General features: G+C 68.4%; 16 protein-coding genes and 1 riboswitch. Of the genes, 11 read left to right on the top strand and 5 right to left on the bottom strand.

Translation table 11 applies throughout. The annotated features are described in order from the left end of the window. Window positions 1-15: 15 nt before the first annotated feature. The 8 genes from ABTZ94_RS14610 to ABTZ94_RS14575 all read left to right on the top strand — a co-directional run bounded on the left by ABTZ94_RS14610 (window position 16) and on the right by ABTZ94_RS14575 (window position 7,653). A complete protein-coding gene (locus tag ABTZ94_RS14610; RefSeq protein WP_351200999.1) occupies window positions 16-714 on the top strand; it encodes an alpha/beta hydrolase family protein in 699 nt (232 codons plus the stop codon). 331 nt (window positions 715-1,045) lie between these two features. Continuing rightward, window positions 1,046-1,702 carry a sigma-70 family RNA polymerase sigma factor gene (locus tag ABTZ94_RS14605; protein WP_189273941.1) on the top strand — a complete coding sequence of 219 codons (657 nt, stop codon included), beginning with the start codon at window positions 1,046-1,048 and terminating at the stop codon, window positions 1,700-1,702. Continuing rightward, complete coding sequence (gene rsrA, locus ABTZ94_RS14600; RefSeq protein WP_351200997.1) at window positions 1,699-2,019, top strand: mycothiol system anti-sigma-R factor; 321 nt, start codon at window positions 1,699-1,701, stop codon at window positions 2,017-2,019. The genes ABTZ94_RS14605 and rsrA overlap by 4 nt, the downstream gene beginning before the upstream one ends. Window positions 2,020-2,181: 162 nt before the next feature. Next, a complete protein-coding gene (locus tag ABTZ94_RS14595) occupies window positions 2,182-3,630 on the top strand; it encodes an HD-GYP domain-containing protein (protein WP_351200995.1) in 1,449 nt (482 codons plus the stop codon). Beyond that, window positions 3,627-4,919: an HD-GYP domain-containing protein gene (locus ABTZ94_RS14590; RefSeq protein ID WP_351200993.1), complete on the top strand. Its 1,293-nt coding sequence runs from the start codon at window positions 3,627-3,629 to the stop codon at window positions 4,917-4,919. The genes ABTZ94_RS14595 and ABTZ94_RS14590 overlap by 4 nt, the downstream gene beginning before the upstream one ends. Before the next feature lie 91 nt (window positions 4,920-5,010). Next, window positions 5,011-6,003, top strand: coding sequence for a tetratricopeptide repeat protein (locus tag ABTZ94_RS14585; RefSeq protein WP_351200991.1), 993 nt, complete (start codon window positions 5,011-5,013; stop codon window positions 6,001-6,003). 104 nt (window positions 6,004-6,107) lie between these two features. Further along, entirely contained in the window at window positions 6,108-6,746 is a 639-nt protein-coding gene (def, locus tag ABTZ94_RS14580; RefSeq protein ID WP_351200989.1) for a peptide deformylase, read from the top strand. A 169-nt stretch (window positions 6,747-6,915) separates the two neighbouring features. Continuing rightward, entirely contained in the window at window positions 6,916-7,653 is a 738-nt protein-coding gene (locus ABTZ94_RS14575) for a D-Ala-D-Ala carboxypeptidase family metallohydrolase (RefSeq protein WP_351200987.1), read from the top strand. Window positions 7,654-7,795: 142 nt separating this feature from the next. Here the strand turns inward: ABTZ94_RS14575 and ABTZ94_RS14570 are convergent, their stop codons facing one another. The 5 genes from ABTZ94_RS14570 to ABTZ94_RS14550 all read right to left on the bottom strand — a co-directional run bounded on the left by ABTZ94_RS14570 (window position 7,796) and on the right by ABTZ94_RS14550 (window position 14,596). Then, window positions 7,796-8,833, bottom strand: a complete 1,038-nt coding sequence (locus ABTZ94_RS14570; RefSeq protein WP_351200985.1) for a ribonucleotide-diphosphate reductase subunit beta — start codon at window positions 8,831-8,833, stop codon at window positions 7,796-7,798. Beyond that, window positions 8,833-11,244 carry a ribonucleoside-diphosphate reductase subunit alpha gene (locus ABTZ94_RS14565; RefSeq protein WP_351200983.1) on the bottom strand — a complete coding sequence of 804 codons (2,412 nt, stop codon included), beginning with the start codon at window positions 11,242-11,244 and terminating at the stop codon, window positions 8,833-8,835. The genes ABTZ94_RS14570 and ABTZ94_RS14565 overlap by 1 nt, the downstream gene beginning before the upstream one ends. 138 nt (window positions 11,245-11,382) lie before the next feature. Continuing rightward, a riboswitch (cobalamin riboswitch) is annotated at window positions 11,383-11,510 on the bottom strand. Window positions 11,511-11,675: 165 nt separating this feature from the next. Then, window positions 11,676-13,313 (bottom strand): monocarboxylate uptake permease MctP, encoded by a 1,638-nt coding sequence (gene mctP / locus ABTZ94_RS14560; protein WP_351200981.1) that lies wholly within the window; start codon window positions 13,311-13,313, stop codon window positions 11,676-11,678. Then, complete coding sequence (locus ABTZ94_RS14555; protein ID WP_351200979.1) at window positions 13,310-13,564, bottom strand: DUF3311 domain-containing protein; 255 nt, start codon at window positions 13,562-13,564, stop codon at window positions 13,310-13,312. Before ABTZ94_RS14555 ends, mctP begins: the two co-directional genes overlap by 4 nt. A 267-nt stretch (window positions 13,565-13,831) precedes the next feature. Then, window positions 13,832-14,596, bottom strand: a complete 765-nt coding sequence (locus ABTZ94_RS14550; protein ID WP_351201025.1) for a GntR family transcriptional regulator — start codon at window positions 14,594-14,596, stop codon at window positions 13,832-13,834. Between the two features lie 279 nt (window positions 14,597-14,875). Between ABTZ94_RS14550 and ABTZ94_RS14545 the strand changes: the two genes are divergently transcribed. From ABTZ94_RS14545 to ABTZ94_RS14535, 3 genes are all read left to right on the top strand, one after another. Then, the gene (locus tag ABTZ94_RS14545) at window positions 14,876-16,177 is read left to right on the top strand and encodes a sugar ABC transporter substrate-binding protein (protein WP_351200977.1); all 1,302 of its coding nucleotides are present in this window, start codon (window positions 14,876-14,878) and stop codon (window positions 16,175-16,177) included. 133 nt (window positions 16,178-16,310) lie between these two features. Continuing rightward, window positions 16,311-17,306, top strand: coding sequence for a carbohydrate ABC transporter permease (locus ABTZ94_RS14540; protein ID WP_351200975.1), 996 nt, complete (start codon window positions 16,311-16,313; stop codon window positions 17,304-17,306). Continuing rightward, complete coding sequence (locus tag ABTZ94_RS14535) at window positions 17,303-18,160, top strand: carbohydrate ABC transporter permease (protein ID WP_351200973.1); 858 nt, start codon at window positions 17,303-17,305, stop codon at window positions 18,158-18,160. The genes ABTZ94_RS14540 and ABTZ94_RS14535 overlap by 4 nt, the downstream gene beginning before the upstream one ends. The last annotated feature ends 1 nt before the right edge of the window (window position 18,161 follow it).

Raw genomic sequence — 18,161 nt, 5'->3', positions numbered from 1 at the left:
TTCCGACCGGGCAGGATGGGGTGCGTGAGTACCGCAGAGACAGGCCGCAGGACCGAGACGGTCGACACGGACGCCGGCCCGGCCAGGATCACCTGGCTGCCCGCGAAGAACGCCCGTCTGGTGCTCGCCGTCAGCCATGGCGCGGGCGGCGGCATCGAGACCCGTGACCTCCGCGCCCTGGCCGCCGCGCTGCCCGCCCACGGGGTGACCCTCGCCCTGGTCGAGCAGCCGTGGCGGGTCGCCGGAAAGAAGCTCGCGCCCGCCCCGAAGACCCTGGACACCGGATGGCGGGGCCTGTGGCCCGCGCTCACCGCCGCGGGGCTGCCCGTCGTCGCGGGAGGGCGCAGCGCCGGGGCACGGGTGGCCTGCCGTACGGCGACGGAGCTCGGTGCGCACGCCGTCCTCGCGCTCAGCTTTCCGCTGCACCCATCCCCAAGCTCTCAACTCCGTTCGAGCAGGGGAGACCCCATCGGAAAGCCGGAGAAGTCCCGCAAGGACGAGCTCCTCGGGTCCGGCGTACCCACGCTCGTCGTACAGGGCGGCAATGACCCGTTCGGGCGGCCCGCCGAATTCCCTCCGGGGGAGTACAAGATCGCCGAGGTGCCGTACGCCGACCACGGGTTCGCCGTGCCGAAGAAGTCCGGCCTGACCGAGGACGAGGCGATGGGGGTCCTCACCGCCGCCGTGATCGCGTGGCTGTCCACCCTCGTATGACGTACGCCCCGCTGCGGGTGGAGCCGGTCACACTCACGGCAGCAGTTGGGAGGCACCCGGCGGGAATGTTGAGCGAGGGGTCACTGTTGTCGGTGACATCGGTACATCAACGTCGTATGTCGTATGTGGAGAGGGAGTCCGTCGCATGGGTTCGACCATCTGCCCGCGCCGCTCGAACGCCGCTGACCTGGAGTGGACGGTTCTGCATGCGGCCAAGACCACTCCCGAGCGGGCACTGAGCGGATCGGATCGACAGCCCGTCTCGAAGCAAGGTCGACTATTCTCCGATTCGAGCGGGTCCGGCTTCGGCTCCGCCACAGCGTTGGAGGAGGTGGGTCCGGTCACTGGGACCGACACAGGGACCGACGACGGCCGCGCACAGGAGACGACCGCCGAGCGCAATGCGCGCTTCGAGCGGGACGCTCTCGGTTTCCTCGACCAGATGTACTCGGCCGCGCTGCGCATGACGCGCAACCCCGCAGACGCCGAGGACCTGGTCCAGGAGACGTATGCCAAGGCGTACGGCTCCTTCCACCAGTTCCGTGAGGGCACCAACCTCAAGGCGTGGATGTACCGCATCCTCACCAACACGTTCATCAACTCGTACCGCAAGAAGCAGCGCGAGCCCCAGCGCAGCGCCGCCGAGGAGATCGAGGACTGGCAGCTGGCGCGCGCCGAGTCGCACATGTCGACCGGTCTGCGCTCCGCGGAGTCGCAGGCTCTCGACCACCTGCCCGACTCGGATGTGAAGTCCGCTCTGCAGGCGATTCCCGAAGAGTTCCGCATCGCGGTGTACCTCGCCGATGTGGAGGGCTTTGCCTACAAGGAGATCGCGGACATCATGGGGACTCCCATCGGTACGGTGATGTCCCGACTGCACCGGGGCCGCCGCCAACTGCGCGGCATGCTGGAGGACTACGCCCGTGAGCGCGGGCTCGTCCCGGCCGGTGCCGGAGAGTCGGACGATCGGAAAGGCTCGGGCTCATGAGCTGCGGAGAGCCGCACGAGACGGACTGCTCAGAGGTCCTCGATCATCTCTACGAGTTTCTCGACCACGAGATGCCCGACAGCGACTGCACCAAGTTCGAGGTGCACTTCGAGGAGTGCTCCCCGTGCCTGGAGAAATACGGCCTGGAACAGGCCGTGAAGAAGCTGGTGAAGCGCTGCTGCGGCCAGGACGACGTGCCGACCGATCTGCGCTCCAAGGTGTTGGGCCGGATCGATCTGATCCGCTCGGGGCAGGCGGTGCCCGAGCAGGACGTGACGGCGCCGGAGACCGGTCAGCCGACCGCCGCCAAGGAGTGAAGCCCGGCGGCCGTCACTCGTAGCCGCGCCCCCGTGTCGCCCGCGTCCCGCGTCCCGCGCACATCACCCGAATGTGCTAATCGGGCTCATGGACGCTCGACAGGACACTCAACTCGCTAGCCTGGCGCCTTCATTGACCATGTTGGGGGGCGGGCGGGGCGGGTGAGAGCCACACGCGGGGCGGCGCGCGCGTACATTCTGACGGCTGCGGTCGGCGCCCTGTTGTGTGTGCTCCCCGCGCTGGGAGCGGGCGCCGGGACCCCGTGGGCGACCGTCGGACTGCTCACCGGGCTCTATCTGGCCTGTGAACTCCCCGGGCGCTGCCCCTTCTTCGGCAGCTCGTTGCCGATCAGCGCCGGATCGTTCTTTCCGCTGCTGCTTGCCGCCGCCTTTCTGCTGCCGCCCGCCGCGGCCGCCCTGGTCGCGATCCCCGGGTCGCTCGTCGGCAGGGTGGAGACCCCGCCCGCCACCGCACGGCGTGTCTGGCGGGCCGCGCAGCTCGCCGTCACCGTCTGGGCGGCCTCGTCCGTACACGGTCTGCTCGGCGGCGCCGCCACGCTCGGCGGCACCGGTACCAGCCCCGACCGGCTCCCCGACCTCCCGTACGCCCTGTTGCCCGCCTGTGCCGCCGCCCTGGCCTTCAGCCTCGTCCTGACAGCTCTGGACGGCTCCATCCTGGTCGCGGCCGAACGGCTGCCCGTCCGGCGTGCCTGGAGCGGACTGCTGCCCCGCTCGCTGGGACCGCATCTGGTGCACGGACTCGCCGGGCTGATGATGGCCGTCCTGTGGCGCGGTCCGTACGGGCCGCTGTCCGCGCTCATCGTCCTGCTGCCGATGTACATCTCCTGCTGGGTCTTCGCCCAGTACCACCGCGAGCACGCCGCCCACCGCGCCACCATCAGGGCACTGGTGCAGGCCGTCGACATCAAGGACACGTACACCCGCGGTCACAGCGAACGGGTCGGGCAGGCCTGCGTCCTCATCGCCCGCGAACTGGGCATGGACCAGGGCCGGTTGGAGGTCCTCCGGTTCGCCGGCATCCTGCACGACGTCGGCAAGCTCGGCGTCCCCACCCGGGTGCTCCGCAAGGACGGACCGCTCACCCCTCAGGAGCGGCGGGTGATCGAACTGCATCCGGAGTACGGGCACGAGATCGTGCGCGGCATCGGCTTCCTCGGCGAGGCACGGGCCGCGATCCTGCATCACCACGAACGTCTCGACGGCAGCGGCTACCCGTACGGGCTCAGCGGACGGGAGATCCCCGAGTTCGCACGGGTCGTCGCGGTGGCGGACGCCTTCGACGCGATGACGTCGACCCGGTCGTACCGGCGGGGGAGACCGGTGCCCGCGGCGCTGGAGGAGCTGAAGCGGTGTGCGGGTACGCAGTTCGATCCGCAGATGGTGCGGGCGCTGCTGCGGGCGGTGGACCGGCACGGGTGGTCGGCGGCCACGACGGTGGTGACGGCGGACGAGGTGATTCCGCGGCCGCGGAGGGAGGGGGAGGCGGGCGGGGGTGCCGGGGCCGTCAGGGGGCTGGTTCGTCCTCTGTCGCCGGACGGGCTTGATCATGTCACCCCCGGTCCGCAGTCATCCGCGGACCGTCGCCGATGACCCGGGTCAGGACGCGGTTGCCTCCCGCGGTCCTCGCCGTCCGCGGCGCAGCTGCGGTGCTCGCCGTCGCCGGACTCGGCCACACCCTCTGGGACGGCGTCCACGAACCCGGACACGCCCTCGCCTTCGGGGTGCTCATCACCGTCGGCGAACTGGCCCGCTGGGGCGCGCTGCCCGGCGAGCGCGAGCCCGCGCCGCTCGGCGCCGCAGGAGCACTCGCGTACGCCCTCCTCGGCCGCAGCGGCGGCGCGCCGACCACCCACGGCGTCCTCCAGGTGATCGCCGTACTCGTCGCGGCACAGCTCGTCGCCTGTGTGCCCCATGTGGCGCGCGGCAGCGGACCCGCGCCCGACCGGGTGGCCCGCCGCATCCTGACCGTCACCTTCGCCGCCGTGTGCCTCCAGCCGCTGTACAACTCCGGCCGCGCCGCGCACTGGTTCGGCGAAGGCCCCTACTACGTGCTCTTCATGCTCCTGTTCCTTGCCCTGACCGCCCTGTGCGACGCCGTGCTCGCCGCCCTGCTGCTCCGCTCGCACACCGTCCCCCATGACTTCAAGAGCAGGGGAGGTACCCCCATGCGGTACGGGCCGCTGCTCCGCGACGAGCTGCGCGCCCTGGTCGGCATCGGGTCGGCGGTCTGCGCGACCGGGGTCGTGATGGCCCTCGGGGTCGCCGTCGCCGGGCTGTGGGCGCTGCCCGTCCTGTGCGTACCGCTGCTGCTGACCCAGGTCTCGTTCCGCCGGTTCGTCGCCGTGCGCACCACCTACCGGCAGACGATCACCTCGCTCGCCCGGTCCACCGAGATCGCCGGATACACACCGCACGGGCACGCCCGCAGGGTCGCGGTGCTCTGCACGGCCGTCGGACGTGAGCTGGGGCTCTCCGGGAGCGAGCTGACCGTGCTGGAGTACGCGGCCCTGATGCACGACATCGGCCAGCTCTCCCTCGTCGACCCGGTCCCCGACGGGGCGACGGCCACCCTGTCCGCCGCCGAGCAGCGGCGCATCGCGCTGCTCGGCGGGGCCGTGGTCCGGCAGACCGGGGTGGACACCGAAGTCGCCGTCGTCGTGGAACGGCAGGCCGACCCCTATCGCGAGCAGCCGTTGTCCGCCAGGATCGTCAGGGCCGTCAATGCATACGACGACCTCTGCGGGGAAAGTCTCATCGGGCCGCTGGGTGCGCTGGAACAACTCAGGCTCGGTACCGGTCACGACTATCAGCCCGAGGTCGTGGAATCACTGGCCCGGGTCCTGGCCCGGGGCGGTCCGACCCCCGTCCTGCCCGGGTAACCCATGGGTAATGAGCGGGCGTCCGGCCCGGCATGGTTGGATGCGAAGAAGAGCGGAAAACGAGGGTGTCCAGTCGGGACAGGCGGGAATCGTGAGGATCTTCGGGAAGGTACGGCATCGGCCCTCGGCCTCTTGGCGGCAGGCCACGGACCGCGCGTTCACGCTGATCGGCGACGGCCGGTATGAGGACGCGGGCGCACTGCTGACACGTGCGGCGGACCTGGAACCCTGGCTCTCCGAGTCGTGGTTCAACCTGGCGCTGCTGCACAAATTCCGGCATGACTGGGAACAGGCGAGAGCAGCCGGCCTGAGGGCCGTCGCGCTGCTCGACAAGGAATCCGGCGCTCCCGACTGGTGGAACGTCGGGATCGCCGCCACCGCACTGCAGGACTGGCCCCTGGCGCGCCGCGCCTGGCAGGCGTACGGCCTCAAGGTGCCGGGCGCGGGCCAGCACACCTCGGCGGCCAACAGCGAGCCGGTCGGGATGGAGCTGGGCAGTGCCGCGGTACGGCTGTCGCCGGAGGGCGAGGCCGAGGTCGTCTGGGGCCGCAGGCTCGATCCGGCCAGGATGGAAGTGCTCTCCATCCCGCTGCCGTCGTCCGGCCGCCGCTGGGGCGAAGTCGTCCTGCACGACGGCGTGCCGCACGGAGAGCGGGTCACCGCGGCCGGACCCTCGTACCCCGTCTTCGACGAGATCGAGCTGTGGGCGCCGTCCCCCGTACCCACCTGGGTCGTGCTGCTCGAAGCGGCGACCGAGGCGGACCGGGACGACCTGGAGCAGCTGGCGTCCGACGCCGGGTTCGCCGCCGAGGACTGGTCGTCCTCCGTGCGACTGCTCTGCCGGGCCTGCTCGGAGAGCCGGATGGAGAGCGACGAGGGCGACGGCGAGCACCTGGACCCGCACGACCACAGCGAGCCGGGGCATCCGGGCCCGCTGGGGCACCGCACCGCCGGTGAGCTGTGGGTGCCCGAGCGCGAGTGCGGGATAGCGGCACCGGCCGGGCTGGTGCGCGGCCTGCTGGACGGCTGGGTGGCGGACAGCCCGGACAGCCGTGAGTGGCGGGATCTCGAAGAAGTCTGCTGACCCGTACCCGTAGGCTGTACGCGCACCGGTCGCGGTGCTCGGGTGCCCGGGCCCCGGTCCATCGGATGTCCGGGGTTCAGTTTTGAGGAAGGCGTACGGCGGACATGGCGCAGCAGGAGACGGACGAGCAGATCAGCGTCGACGACGAAGGTTTCGTCGTGGACACCGAGGAGTGCGAGGCGCGCGAGGCGGCACATCGTGAGCGCGGCACCTCCCGTCCGATCACGGTCGTGGGCAACCCGGTGCTGCACAAGGAGTGCAAGGACGTCACCGAGTTCGACGACGAGCTGGGCCGGCTGATCGACGACATGTTCGCGAGCCAGCGGACGGCGGAGGGTGTGGGCCTGGCCGCCAACCAGATCGGCGTCGACCTGAAGGTCTTCGTTTACGACTGCCCGGACGACGACGGCGTGCGGCACGTGGGCGCCGTCTGCAACCCGGTGCTGGAGGAGCTGGCGCCCGAGGACCGGGTCCTGGACGACTCCAACGAGGGCTGCCTCTCCGTCCCGACGGCGTACGCCTCGCTGGCTCGCCCGGACTACGCGGTGGTCCGCGGACAGGACGCCAAGGGCAACCCGGTCAAGATCCGCGGCAACGGCTACTTCGCCCGCTGCCTCCAGCACGAGACGGACCACCTGTACGGATACCTGTACATCGACCGGCTCTCGAAGCGGGACCGCAAGGACGCGCTGCGGCAGATGGCGGAGAACGCGCCGCGCTACGAGATCGTGCCGAACGACTGAGCATCCGGTTGCCACCGGGCGGGCCCGCTCTCCCTTGCGAGGGCGACCGGGCCCGCCGGTTTCCATCCCTCGGCGGATCGTCAACTGTCTTTGTCCATGTGTAGTTGACGCGCGTCGACTCGTCCGACAAGCTCTCTCACCATGTCTCCGTCGTGGTTGGGAGCCCCTCATGTTCAGACGTACCGCACGAGTCCTGCTAGGTCTTGTCATGACCATGGCTTTCGCCTTGGGTGGGGCCGTGGTCACCGCCGGCACCGCACAGGCCGACGGCTGCTACACCTGGACCCGCCCCCTGTCCCCGGGCGCCACCGGCAATGACGTCGTCCAGCTCCAGATACGGGTGGCCGGCTACCCCGGCTACAACTCCGTGCTCGCCGTCGACGGCTCCTACGGACCGGCCACCACCGCCGCCGTCAAGCGCTTCCAGGCCGCCTATGGCCTCGCCGCCGACGGCATCGCGGGCCCGGCCACCCAGGCCAAGATCTATGAACTCCAGGACGACGACTGCACCCCGATCCACTTCACGTACGCCGAGCACAACCAGTGCAATACGACCTGGGCGGGTGGTGCCGTCGCGGCGGGCACGGCGAAGGCCAACGCCCTGAGCACCATGTGGAAGCTGGAGGCGCTGCGGCACGCGCTCGGTGACCAGTCGATCCGGATCACCAGCGGCTTCCGCTCCACCTCCTGCAACAGTGCGGTCGGCGGCGCGTCCAACAGCCGTCATCTGTACGGGGACGCGGCCGACCTCGGCGCCGGACCGCACACCCTGTGCACCCTCGCCAAGGAGGCCCGCAACCACGGCTTCAACGGGATCCTCGGCCCGGGCTACCCGGACCACGGCGACCACGTCCACGTCAACCAGGGCCCCAGCCGCTTCTGGTCGGCGCCGAACTGCGGCATCTGACACACGAGGGCCCCGTGCGCCGGTTCGTCCGAACCGGCGCACGGGGCCCTTCCGTGCGCCGCGTCAGGCTGTCTTCGCCGTCGGGTGCGTCGCGCCCGTCGTCCGGACCACGGCGCCCCTGCCTCAGAAGCCGGGCCAGGATCTAGAAGTCGTCGTCGAAGGCGACCGAGCCCTCCACCGCCACCTGGTAGGCGGACGGCCGGCGCTCGAAGAAGTTCGTCAGCTCCTGCACGCCCTGCAGCTCCATGAACGAGAACGGGTTCTCGGAGCCGTAGACCGTCGGGAAGCCCAGCCGGGTGAGCCGCTGGTCGGCCACGCACTCCAGGTACTGCCGCATCGACTCCGTGTTCATGCCCGGCAGACCATCGCCGCACAGATCGCGGCCGAACTGCAGCTCCGCGTCGACGGCCTCCTTCAGCATGTCGATGACCTGCTGCTGCAGCTCGTCGTCGAAGAGGTCCGGCTCCTCCTCGCGGACGGTGTCCACAACCTCGAACGCGAAGTTCATGTGCATCGTCTCGTCGCGGAACACCCAGTTGGTGCCCGTGGCGAGACCGTGCAGCAGACCCCGCGAGCGGAACCAGTAGACGTACGCGAACGCGCCGTAGAAGAACAGCCCCTCGATGCACGCCGCGAAGCAGATCAGGTTCAGCAGAAAGCGGCGGCGGTCGGCCTTCGACTCAAGCCGCTCGATCTTCTCGACCCCTCCCTCCCCATCCAGGGCGGCCATCCACTTGAAGCAGAACTGTGCCTTCTCACGGATGGACGGAATCTCCTCGACCGCGTCGAACGCGGCGGCACGGTCGTCCGGATCGGGCAGATAGGTGTCCAGCAGCGTCAGATAGAACTGGACATGCACGGCCTCCTCGAAGAGCTGCCGCGACAGATACAGCCGCGCCTCGGGGGAGTTGATGTGCTTGTACAGCGTCAGCACGAGGTTGTTGGAGACGATCGAGTCGCCCGTCGCGAAGAACGCTACGAGCCGGCCGATCATGTGCTGCTCGCCGGGGGAGAGCTTGGCGAGGTCGGCGACGTCGGAGTGGAGGTCGACCTCCTCCACCGTCCAGGTGTTCTTGATCGCGTCGCGGTAGCGCTCGTAGAAGTCCGGGTAGCGCATGGGCCGCAGGGTCAGCTCGAAGCCCGGGTCGAGCAGGTTCTTCTCTGAGTCGGTGGAGCTCATCACTGGCAGGCCTCGCAGGACTCGGGGTTTTCCAGGGAGCAGGCGATCGCGTCGGCGTCGGGCGTCGAAGCCTGCTGTGCGGGGATGGGGGCGGTGGCCGCGGCCCGGCCGGAGGCCGCACGGGCGATCCGGGTCGCCGGGCGCGAGCGCAGGTAGTACGTCGTCTTCAGCCCCTGCTTCCAGGCGTACGCGTACATCGAGGAGAGCTTGCCGATCGTCGGCGTCTCCAGGAACAGGTTCAGCGACTGGCTCTGGTCGAGGAACGGCGTACGGGCCGCCGCCATGTCGATCAGACCGCGCTGCGGGATCTCCCACGCCGTGCGGTACAGCGCTCGCACATCCTCCGGGATCCAGGCGAAGCCCTGCACGGAACCGCTCGCCTCGCGCAGCGCCTCACGGGTCCGCGCGTCCCACACGCCGAGTTGCTTCAGCTCCTCCACCAGATACGCGTTGACCTGGAGGAACTCACCGCTGAGCGTCTCGCGCTTGAAGAGATTGGAGACCTGCGGCTCGATGCACTCGTACACACCCGCGATCGAGGCGATCGTCGCCGTCGGTGCGATGGCGAGCAGCAGCGAGTTGCGCATCCCGGTCTTCGCGACCCGGGCGCGCAGCGCGTCCCAGCGCTCCGGCCAGTTCAGCTCGGTGTCGTAGTGGTCGGGGTGCAGCACACCGCGTGCGGCACGCGTCTCGGACCACGCGGGCAGCGGGCCGGACCGTTCGGCGAGCGTGCAGGACGCCTCGTACGCCGCGAGCATGATCCGCTCGGAGATCTTCGTGGAGAGCGCGCGGGCCTCGGGGGAGTCGAACGGCAGGCGCAGCTGGAAGAAGACGTCCTGCAGACCCATGGCGCCCAGGCCGACGGGGCGCCACTTCGCATTGGACCGGCCGGCCTGCTCGGTCGGGTAGAAGTTGATGTCGACGACCCGGTCGAGGAAGGTCACGGCGGTACGGACGGTGGAGTCCAGCCGCTCCCAGTCGATCTCGCCATCGGCCACGAACGCCCCGAGGTTGACCGAACCGAGGTTGCAGACGGCCGTCTCGCCGTCGTCGGTGACTTCGAGGATCTCGGTGCACAGGTTCGACGAGTGGACGACGCGGCCCGGCTCGGCGGTCTGGTTCGCGGTGCGGTTGGAGGCGTCCTTGAACGTCATCCAGCCCTGGCCGGTCTGCGCGAGGGTACGCATCATCCGGCCGTACAGCTCACGGGCCGGAATCGACTTGCGGGCCAGCCCCTTGGCCTCGGCGGCCCGGTACGCGGCGTCGAACTCGTCGCCCCACAGGTCGACCAGTTCGGGCACGTCGGCGGGCGAGAACAGCGACCAGTCGCCGTCCGCGTCGACCCGGCGCATGAACTCGTCCGGGATCCAGTGCGCCAGGTTGAGGTTGTGCGTACGACGCTGGTCCTCACCCGTGTTGTCGCGCAGCTCCAGGAATTCCTCGATGTCCGCGTGCCAGGTCTCCAGGTAGACGGCGGCGGCGCCCTTGCGACGGCCACCCTGGTTCACGGCGGCGACCGAGGCGTCGAGCGTCTTCAGGAACGGCACGATGCCGTTGGAGTGCCCGTTGGTGCCACGGATCAGCGAACCGCGGGCGCGGACACGGGAGTACGAGAGACCGATGCCGCCCGCGTGCTTCGACAGCCGCGCCACCTGGTGGTAGCGGTCGTAGATCGAGTCGAGCTCGTCGAGCGGGGAGTCCAGCAGATAGCAGGAGGACATCTGCGGGTGCCGGGTGCCGGAGTTGAACAGCGTCGGCGAGGACGGCAGGTAGTCGAGGCGGCTCATCAGCCCGTACAGCGCCGCGACTTCGTCCAGGGCGCGCTTCGAATCGTCCTCGGCGAGCCCGGCCGCGACGCGCAGCATGAAGTGCTGCGGCGTCTCGATGACCTGGCGGGTGTGCGGGTGGCGCAGCAGATACCGGCTGTGCAGGGTCCGCAGCCCGAAGTAACCGAAGCGGTCGTCGGCGCCGTCGGCGAGCGAACGCTCCACCAGCGCGTCGAGTGCGGCCGCGTGCAGCGCGACGAACTCGGCGGTACGGTCCGCGATCAGGCCCTCGCGGTGTCCGACGGCGACCGAGGCGGAGAAGGACACCGCGCCCTGACCGGCCGCCTCGTCCGCGATGGTGCGGGTCAGCAGCCTGGCCGCGAGCCGGGAGTAGGCGGGGTCCTCGGAGATCAGTCCTGCGGCGGACTCCGTGGCCAGCGAGCGCAACTCCGCCTCGTCCGCCCGGGCGCTGCGGCCGCGCAGCGCGGCGGCGGCGACGCGACCGGGGTCGGTGTCGGGCAGATCGACGGTGAGGTCGGTCAGGGTCCGCAGAAGTGCGGTCCCCGGTCCGTCGTGTGCGGTTCCCTCGGACTCGGCCGCTTCGGACACGGCGACTGAAGCCGGATCGGCTGGCGCGATGGTCACGAGCTGCTCTCCCTCGCTCGGCTCGGGGCCGGCGGAGAACGGGGCAGCCGGGCAGAGGCGGGCCCGCGTCGGGCAGCACTCATTACGGCGTCCACCGGCCCATCCGCGAGGCCCGGACGTCTGGCATCCGGTTCGGTCGAGCCGGATGCGCTGTCGGCAGGTCCTCGGACTTACTTGAAGGTGCGCAAAAGCACACCGAACACACCGTTGCGGGACAGTTCCGGATTCGCACCGGATTCCCCTGCGGCGACAGCGAGCATGAGCATACATGTGGGGGCCGCCCGGTGAGGCAGCCCCCACATGTTGTGTCACGCAATATGCGCCCGGGTGACGGGACAAGCCGTGCGATCTCCTCTTGGAGCAGACGAACGGCCCGCCGTGCCCCAGTGAGAAGGGCTCGACGGGCCGCCATCCGGCCGTGGGAGCGGTCGTCAGTGGCCGCCGCCCGGTGCCCCCGCCGTGGCCGGCGGGAGCTCCGCCCGGACGCCCGGGTCGCCCGCGTCGGCCGTGTAGTCGGCCGGGGAGGTCTCGTCGATTCCTGCGGGTGCCTTCGCCGCGTTCAGGACGAAGGTGAGCGCCACCGTCACCACCACGTTCAGCACGAACGCGGTCAGACCGATGTAACCGATCTCACCGATGCCCGGGATCTCCTTGGACGACCCGCCGAAGTGCGCCTGGGTCGGGCTGGCGACCCCGTACGCGGCCACCGTCCCGTACACCATGCCGACCGCCCAGCCCGCGAGCAGCGCCCAGCGGTGGAACCACCGGGTGAACAGGCCGCCGACCAGGGCCGGCATCGTCTGGAGGATCCAGATTCCGCCGAGCAGCTGGAAGTTGATCGCGACCGTCTTGTCCATGGTGAGGACGAAGACGAGCGCACCGACCTTCACCAGCAGCGACACCAGCTTGGAGACCTTCGTCTCCTGGGCCGGGGTCGCGTCGGGCTTCAGGAAGTCCTTGTAGATGTTCCGGGTGAAGAGGTTCGCCGCAGCGATCGACATGATTGCGGCAGGCACCAGCGCGCCGATGCCGATCGCGGCGAACGCCACCCCGGCGAACCAGTCGGGGAACATGTTCTCGAACAGCTGCGGGATCGCCAGCTGTCCGTTGTCCACCTTGACTCCGGCGGCGATCGCCATGAAGCCGAGCAGCGCCAGCAGGCCCAGCATCAGCGAGTACAGCGGCAGGATCGTGGTGTTGCGCCGGATCACATTGCGGCTGCGACTGGAGAGCGTCGCCGTGATCGAGTGCGGGTACATGAAGAGTGCCAGCGCGGAACCCAACGCGAGTGTGGCGTAACCCCATTGGCCCGCCTCACCCGGCGCGAGCGCGCCGCGCGGCTTGCCGGTTGCCGGGTTGGTCTGCGAGAACGCCTCGCTCGCCTTGGCGAAGATGTCGTCGAAGCCGCCGAGCTTGATCGGGATGTAGATGATCGCCACCACGATGACCAGGTAGATCAGTCCGTCCTTGACGAACGCGATCAGCGCGGGCGCCCGCAGACCGGACGAGTAGGTGTACGCGGCGAGCACCGCGAACGCGATCAGCAGCGGCAGATCCTTGACGAACCAGTGGGTGTTCTCGCCACCGCCGACACCCATCACGTCCAGCACCGCCTGGATGCCGACGAGTTGGAGCGCGATGTACGGCATCGTGGCGAGGACGCCCGTGACGGCGACCGCCAGCGAGAGCCCCTTCGAGCCGAAGCGCCCGCGGACGAAGTCCGAGGTGGTCACGTACCCGTGCTTGTGCGAGACCGACCACAGCCGCGGCAGGAAGGTGAAGATCAGTGGGTACACGAGGATGGTGTACGGCACCGCGAAGAATCCTGCCGCGCCCGCCGCGTAGATCGCCGCGGGAACGGCGACGAAGGTGTACGCGGTGTACAGGTCGCCGCCGAGCAGGAACCAGGTGACCCAGGTGCCGAACGACCGCCCGCCCAGGCCCCATTCGTCGAGGCTGGCATCGTTCTCGGCCTTCCGCCAGCGTGCCGCCAGGAAGCCCATGACCGTGACGGCCAGGAAGAAGAAGATGAAGACACCGAGCGCGACGCCGTTCACGCCGTCCTTCATGCCGACGCACCCCCCTTGCGGGCGCGCTGGTCACGCTGCCACAGCTTGTACGCGATCATCGTGAGTGTGGTGGAGACCAGCACCCAGAGCATCTGGTACCAGTAGAAGAACGGAATACCGATGAAGGTGGGGTCCACCTTCGCATACGAACTCACCCAGAGCATCGCCACGAACGGCGCGATGAGGCAGAGGGCGATGACCACCCGCACGGGTGTGACGGTGGGTGGTTTTCCTTCTGGGCCTGCTGGCATGCGGCGACTCCGTCCCCTCGCTGATCACCTGGTGTAGTGCGCAGGAAATCTAGGGGAGGTTTCCGGTCACCGTCACCCCCTGTCCGCATTGCGGTCCGGCAACGGTCCCGCGAGCGGGTGCCCATGTTCGGAGTGCTGCCAAACGTACGACACTTGGTCCGTACCAAGGCATGCGAACGGCCCCCGTGGAGTGGTGGATTCCACGGGGGCCGCGACGGTTGTGCGTAGGGTGCGGTGGCCGGAATCGGTCGGCCGGTGCACCCGGACTCAGTCCGTCGGCCGCTTCAGCCGCGCCACGAACTTATACCGGTCGCCCCGGTAGACCGAGCGCACCCACTCCACCGGCTCGCCCCGCCCGTCGAGCGAGTGCCGGGACAGCATCAGCATCGGCAGGCCCACATCCGTACCGAGCAGTCCGGCCTCGCGCGGGGTGGCGAGCGAGGTCTCGATGGTCTCCTCGGCCTCGGCCAGCCGGACGTCGTACACCTCGGCAAGGGCGGTGTAGAGCGAGGCGTACTTCACCAGTGAACGACGCAGCGCCGGAAAGCGTTTGGCCGAGAGGTGCGTGGTCTCGATCGCCATCGGTTCCCCGCTGGCCAGCCGCAGCCGCTCGATCCGCAGTACTCGCCCACCGGTCGTGATGTCGAGCAGCCCGGCGAGCGTGTCGTCCGCCGTGACATAGCCGATGTCCAGCAACTGGGACGTCGGTTCAAGTCCTTGGGCGCGCATGTCCTCGGTGTACGAGGTGAGTTGCAGGGCCTGTGAGACCTTCGGCTTGGCGACGAAGGTGCCCTTGCCCTGGATGCGCTCCAGCCGGCCCTCGACGACCAGCTCCTGGAGCGCCTGACGCACCGTCGTGCGCGAGGTGTCGAACTCGGCGGCCAGGGTCCGCTCCGGTGGCACGGGGGTGCCCGGCGGCATGGTGTCCGTCATGTCGAGGAGATGTCGCTTCAGCCGGTAGTACTTCGGGACGCGCGCCGTCCGCGTGGCCGCGCCCGTCTCGTTCTCCGTACTGCCCCCGTCGGTGCCCATGGCCCGCCTTCCCGACTGCTGCGTTGCTGCCGTCACCGGCTCCTCCGTCTGTCGCGGCTCACATGGTGGCACGGTCCGGTCACGGCTCGTCGCCCTCCCTCAGGTGTCGGTCCTATAACGGACGCGAGTGCACTTCTTATACACCCTTGACACCCCAAAAGGTCTAGGCCAAGCTCCCGGTGCTGGTCTAAACCATTAAAGACCAGGTTCCAGCCCCAGCAGTACTCGTCGACGGTCTTCGCGGTGGGCAGGGGTTGCAGCATCCCTGAGGAGGGTGGCGTGAAGCGCAAGCTCATCGCGGCGATCGGCGTCGCGGGCATGTTGGTTTCGATCGCGGCGTGCGGTTCGGATGACGACAAGACTTCGTCCAAGGACCCGAAGGACCGTAAGGAGACGCTCACCGTCTGGCTGATGTCGGACGCGCAGAGCACCTGGCCCGAGCTGGTCAAGGATGTCAACAGCCAGTTCAAGGCGAAGTACCCGAACGTCAAGGTCAATGTCCAGTACCAGACGTGGGCGGACAAGGCCAAGAAGCTCGACGCCGCTCTGGCCGGTGACAAGTTCCCGGACGTCGTCGAGCTCGGCAACACCGAGACCATGACGTACATCCTCAACGGGGCTCTTGGCGAGATCGACCCGAAGAAGTACGAGAACTCGGACACCTGGATCAAGGGTCTGAAGGACACCTGCGCCTTCGAGGGCAAGCAGTACTGCGTGCCCTACTACGCCGGCGCCCGCGTAGCGATCTACAACAAGGACATGTTCAAGGCCGGTACCGGCAAGGACACCCTCCCCGCCACGCAGGACGAGCTGACCGCCGCGCTCGGCAAGGTCGGCGAGAAGTACGGCAAGGACAAGGCGTTCTCGCCGCTGTACCTGCCGGGTCGGTACTGGTACGCCGCGATGTCCTACGTCGCTGCCGAGGGCGGCCGGATAGCCAAGTACGACGAGGGCAAGAAGGAGTGGAAGTCCACCCTCTCCACCCCCGAGGCCCAGAAGGGCATCACCGACTTCGTCGACCTGGTCAAGAAGTACAACCACGGGGACAAGACCAAGGACGAGGCGGACCACGCCAACGTCATGGCCAATGAGAAGACCGCGCTTCTCTACGGCAACGGCTGGGAAGCCGGCAGCGTCGTCGACTCCAAGGCGAACGGCAACCCGAAGCTGGAAGGCAAGATCGCCACCACTGGTATGCCCGGCCCGAACGGCAAGGCCCTCCCCTCCTTCATCGGCGGCTCCGACCTGGCCACCATCTCCAAGTCCAAGATCCAGGACCTTGGCGAGGAGTGGATCTCGATGTTCACCAGCGAGAAGTCCGAAGAGGTGCTCGCCTCCAAGAACATCCTCCCGAACAACACCAAGCAGCTTGAGCCGCTGAAGGCCAAGCCGGAGACCGCGGCCATCGCCAACGCCGTGCCGGATGCCTGGTTCACGCCGATCGCCCCGGGCTGGACGGCGATCGAGAAGAAGGAAACGCTCGAAGTCATGCTGCTCGACATCATCAAGGGCAAGTCGGTCGCGGACGCCACCAAGGCGGCCGACGCGGAGATCGACTCGATGATCAACAAGGACTCCTGAGTCTCCGGCTCAGGGAATCCGAGCCGGTGAACTCCTGAACCACCGGCTCCAGTGATCATTCGTGGGGGTGGCAGTCCGAAAGGAGCTGCCACCCCCGCCTCCCGGTACCAGGTCCGAACGGAAGGCCAGCACAGTGAGTGCCGCCGATATGAAAGCAGCCGACCCGCCGGTGTCCGTCCCGCGGGCCCCTGAGGGGACGCATCCTCAGCCTGCGAAGAACGCGAACCGTCCACCGCGGAAGGCCGGCGCTCTGCTGCCGTACCTCCTGATAGCTCCGGCGTTCATCGCGATCGCCGCTGTGTTCGTCTGGCCCTTCATCAAGACGGTCATCATGTCGTTCCAGGACGTGGGCCGCCGGGAGCTGTGGTCGGGACAGGCCGCTCCGTGGGTGGGTTTCGACCAGTTCACCAACATCCTCGGAGACGGTGAGTTCTGGGACGTCGTCTGGCGGACCATCATCTTCATGGTCGTCTGCGTCGCCGCGACCATGGCCGGCGGCCTGGGCCTCTCCATGCTCATGCAGCGGATGTCCACGTGGGTACGGCTCCTGCTGACCGCCGCGCTGGTCGCCGCCTGGTCCATGCCCCTCCTCGTGGCCACCTCCATCTTCCGGTGGTTCGCGGACTCCGACTACGGCGTCCTGAACATGGTGCTGAGCAAGTACCTCGGGATCGACGCGCAGGGACACAACTGGTTCCTCGACCCGAAGCAGGGCTTCGTCATCATCGGTGCGGTCGTGGTCTGGGGGGCCATTCCCTTCGTCTCCGTGACCCTGTACGCCGCGCTGACTCAGGTTCCCAAGGAGCTTGAAGAAGCTGCCTCGCTCGACGGAGCCGGCACCTTCGGCGTCTTCCGCTACGTCACCTGGCCCGTCATCAAGCCGGTCTTCCAGATGGTCGCCACCCTGTCCGTGCTCTGGGACTTCAATGTCTTCGGCCAGATCTTCCTGATGCGCGGCAACAAGCCGGAACCCGAGTACTCCGTTCTCGGTATCTACTCGTTCGAGAAGGCATTCGAGTCCAACTCGTTCAGCCAGGGCGCCGCCATCTCACTCATCACGGTCCTGCTGCTGTCCGGCGTCGCCGTGTACTACCTGCGCCAGCTGCTCAAGATCGGAGAGGTTGAGTGAGTACCTCCACGCCTCAGGTCCTCCGCCCGGACCGCAAGAAGAGCCGCATCGGCTACAACATCGCGGGTCTCGTCGCCTTCGTGCTCATGGCGTTCCCGGTCTACTGGCTGGTTGTCAGCTCCCTGCGGCCCAACGCCGAGATCCGCAGCTACGACCAGACGCTGTGGCCGACGTCGATCACCTTCGACAACTTCTCCCGGGCCATCAAGCAGCCGAACTTCGGCACGGCCATCGAATCCAGCCTCATCGTGTGCGGTGTCGCCGTCCTCGGCGGCATGCTGCTCGCCACGATCGCGGCCTTCGCCATCGGCCGGTTCCGGTTCCGCGGGCGCAAGTTCTTCATGATCGTGCTGCTCGTCGTCCAGCTGCTGCCCCCGACGGCCATGCTGATCCCCATCTACATCCAGCTCAACGACCTCGGCGGACTCAACGAGTACTGGGGCGTCATCGTCATCTACCTCGTCTCCACCCTGCCGTTCGCGACGTGGATGATCCGTGGCTTCGTGATCAACATTCCGCAGGAACTCGAAGAGTCGGCCATGGTCGACGGCTGCAGCCGGATGGGAGCGTTCTGGCGCGTCACCTTCCCCCTGCTGGCCCCCGGCCTCGCCGCCGCCTCGATCTTCTCGCTGATCACGGCGTGGAACGAATACCTGCTCGCCTACGTCGTCCTGCAGGACAACGACAAGTACACCCTCAACGTCTGGCTGATGAACTTCACCACCTCGCGAGGCATCGACTACGGCGCGCTGATGGCGGCCTCGACACTGATCGCCATCCCGGTCGTGGCCTTCTTCCTGCTGGTGCAGAAGTACATGGCAACCGGCCTCACCTCCGGCGCCGTGAAGGGATAAC

The sequence above is a fragment of the Streptomyces sp. NPDC002785 genome, assembly GCF_040295565.1.
Lineage (GTDB): Bacteria > Actinomycetota > Actinomycetes > Streptomycetales > Streptomycetaceae > Streptomyces.
Note: the sequence above shows the minus strand (reverse complement) of the source record. Positions and strands in the feature narration are given on the sequence as shown.

What these genes read in the sequence shown, in the direction of transcription:
- ABTZ94_RS14610 (WP_351200999.1), top strand. Translation starts at nt 16, where the DNA reads ATGGGGTGCGTGAGTACCGCAGAGACAGGCCGCAGGACCGAGACGGTC.
- rsrA (WP_351200997.1), top strand. Translation starts at nt 1,699, where the DNA reads ATGAGCTGCGGAGAGCCGCACGAGACGGACTGCTCAGAGGTCCTCGAT.
- ABTZ94_RS14590 (WP_351200993.1), top strand. Translation starts at nt 3,627, where the DNA reads ATGACCCGGGTCAGGACGCGGTTGCCTCCCGCGGTCCTCGCCGTCCGC.
- def (WP_351200989.1), top strand. Translation starts at nt 6,108, where the DNA reads ATGGCGCAGCAGGAGACGGACGAGCAGATCAGCGTCGACGACGAAGGT.
- ABTZ94_RS14575 (WP_351200987.1), top strand. Translation starts at nt 6,916, where the DNA reads ATGTTCAGACGTACCGCACGAGTCCTGCTAGGTCTTGTCATGACCATG.
- ABTZ94_RS14570 (WP_351200985.1), bottom strand. Translation starts at nt 8,833, where the DNA reads ATGAGCTCCACCGACTCAGAGAAGAACCTGCTCGACCCGGGCTTCGAG.
- mctP (WP_351200981.1), bottom strand. Translation starts at nt 13,313, where the DNA reads ATGAAGGACGGCGTGAACGGCGTCGCGCTCGGTGTCTTCATCTTCTTC.
- ABTZ94_RS14555 (WP_351200979.1), bottom strand. Translation starts at nt 13,564, where the DNA reads ATGCCAGCAGGCCCAGAAGGAAAACCACCCACCGTCACACCCGTGCGG.
- ABTZ94_RS14550 (WP_351201025.1), bottom strand. Translation starts at nt 14,596, where the DNA reads ATGGGCACCGACGGGGGCAGTACGGAGAACGAGACGGGCGCGGCCACG.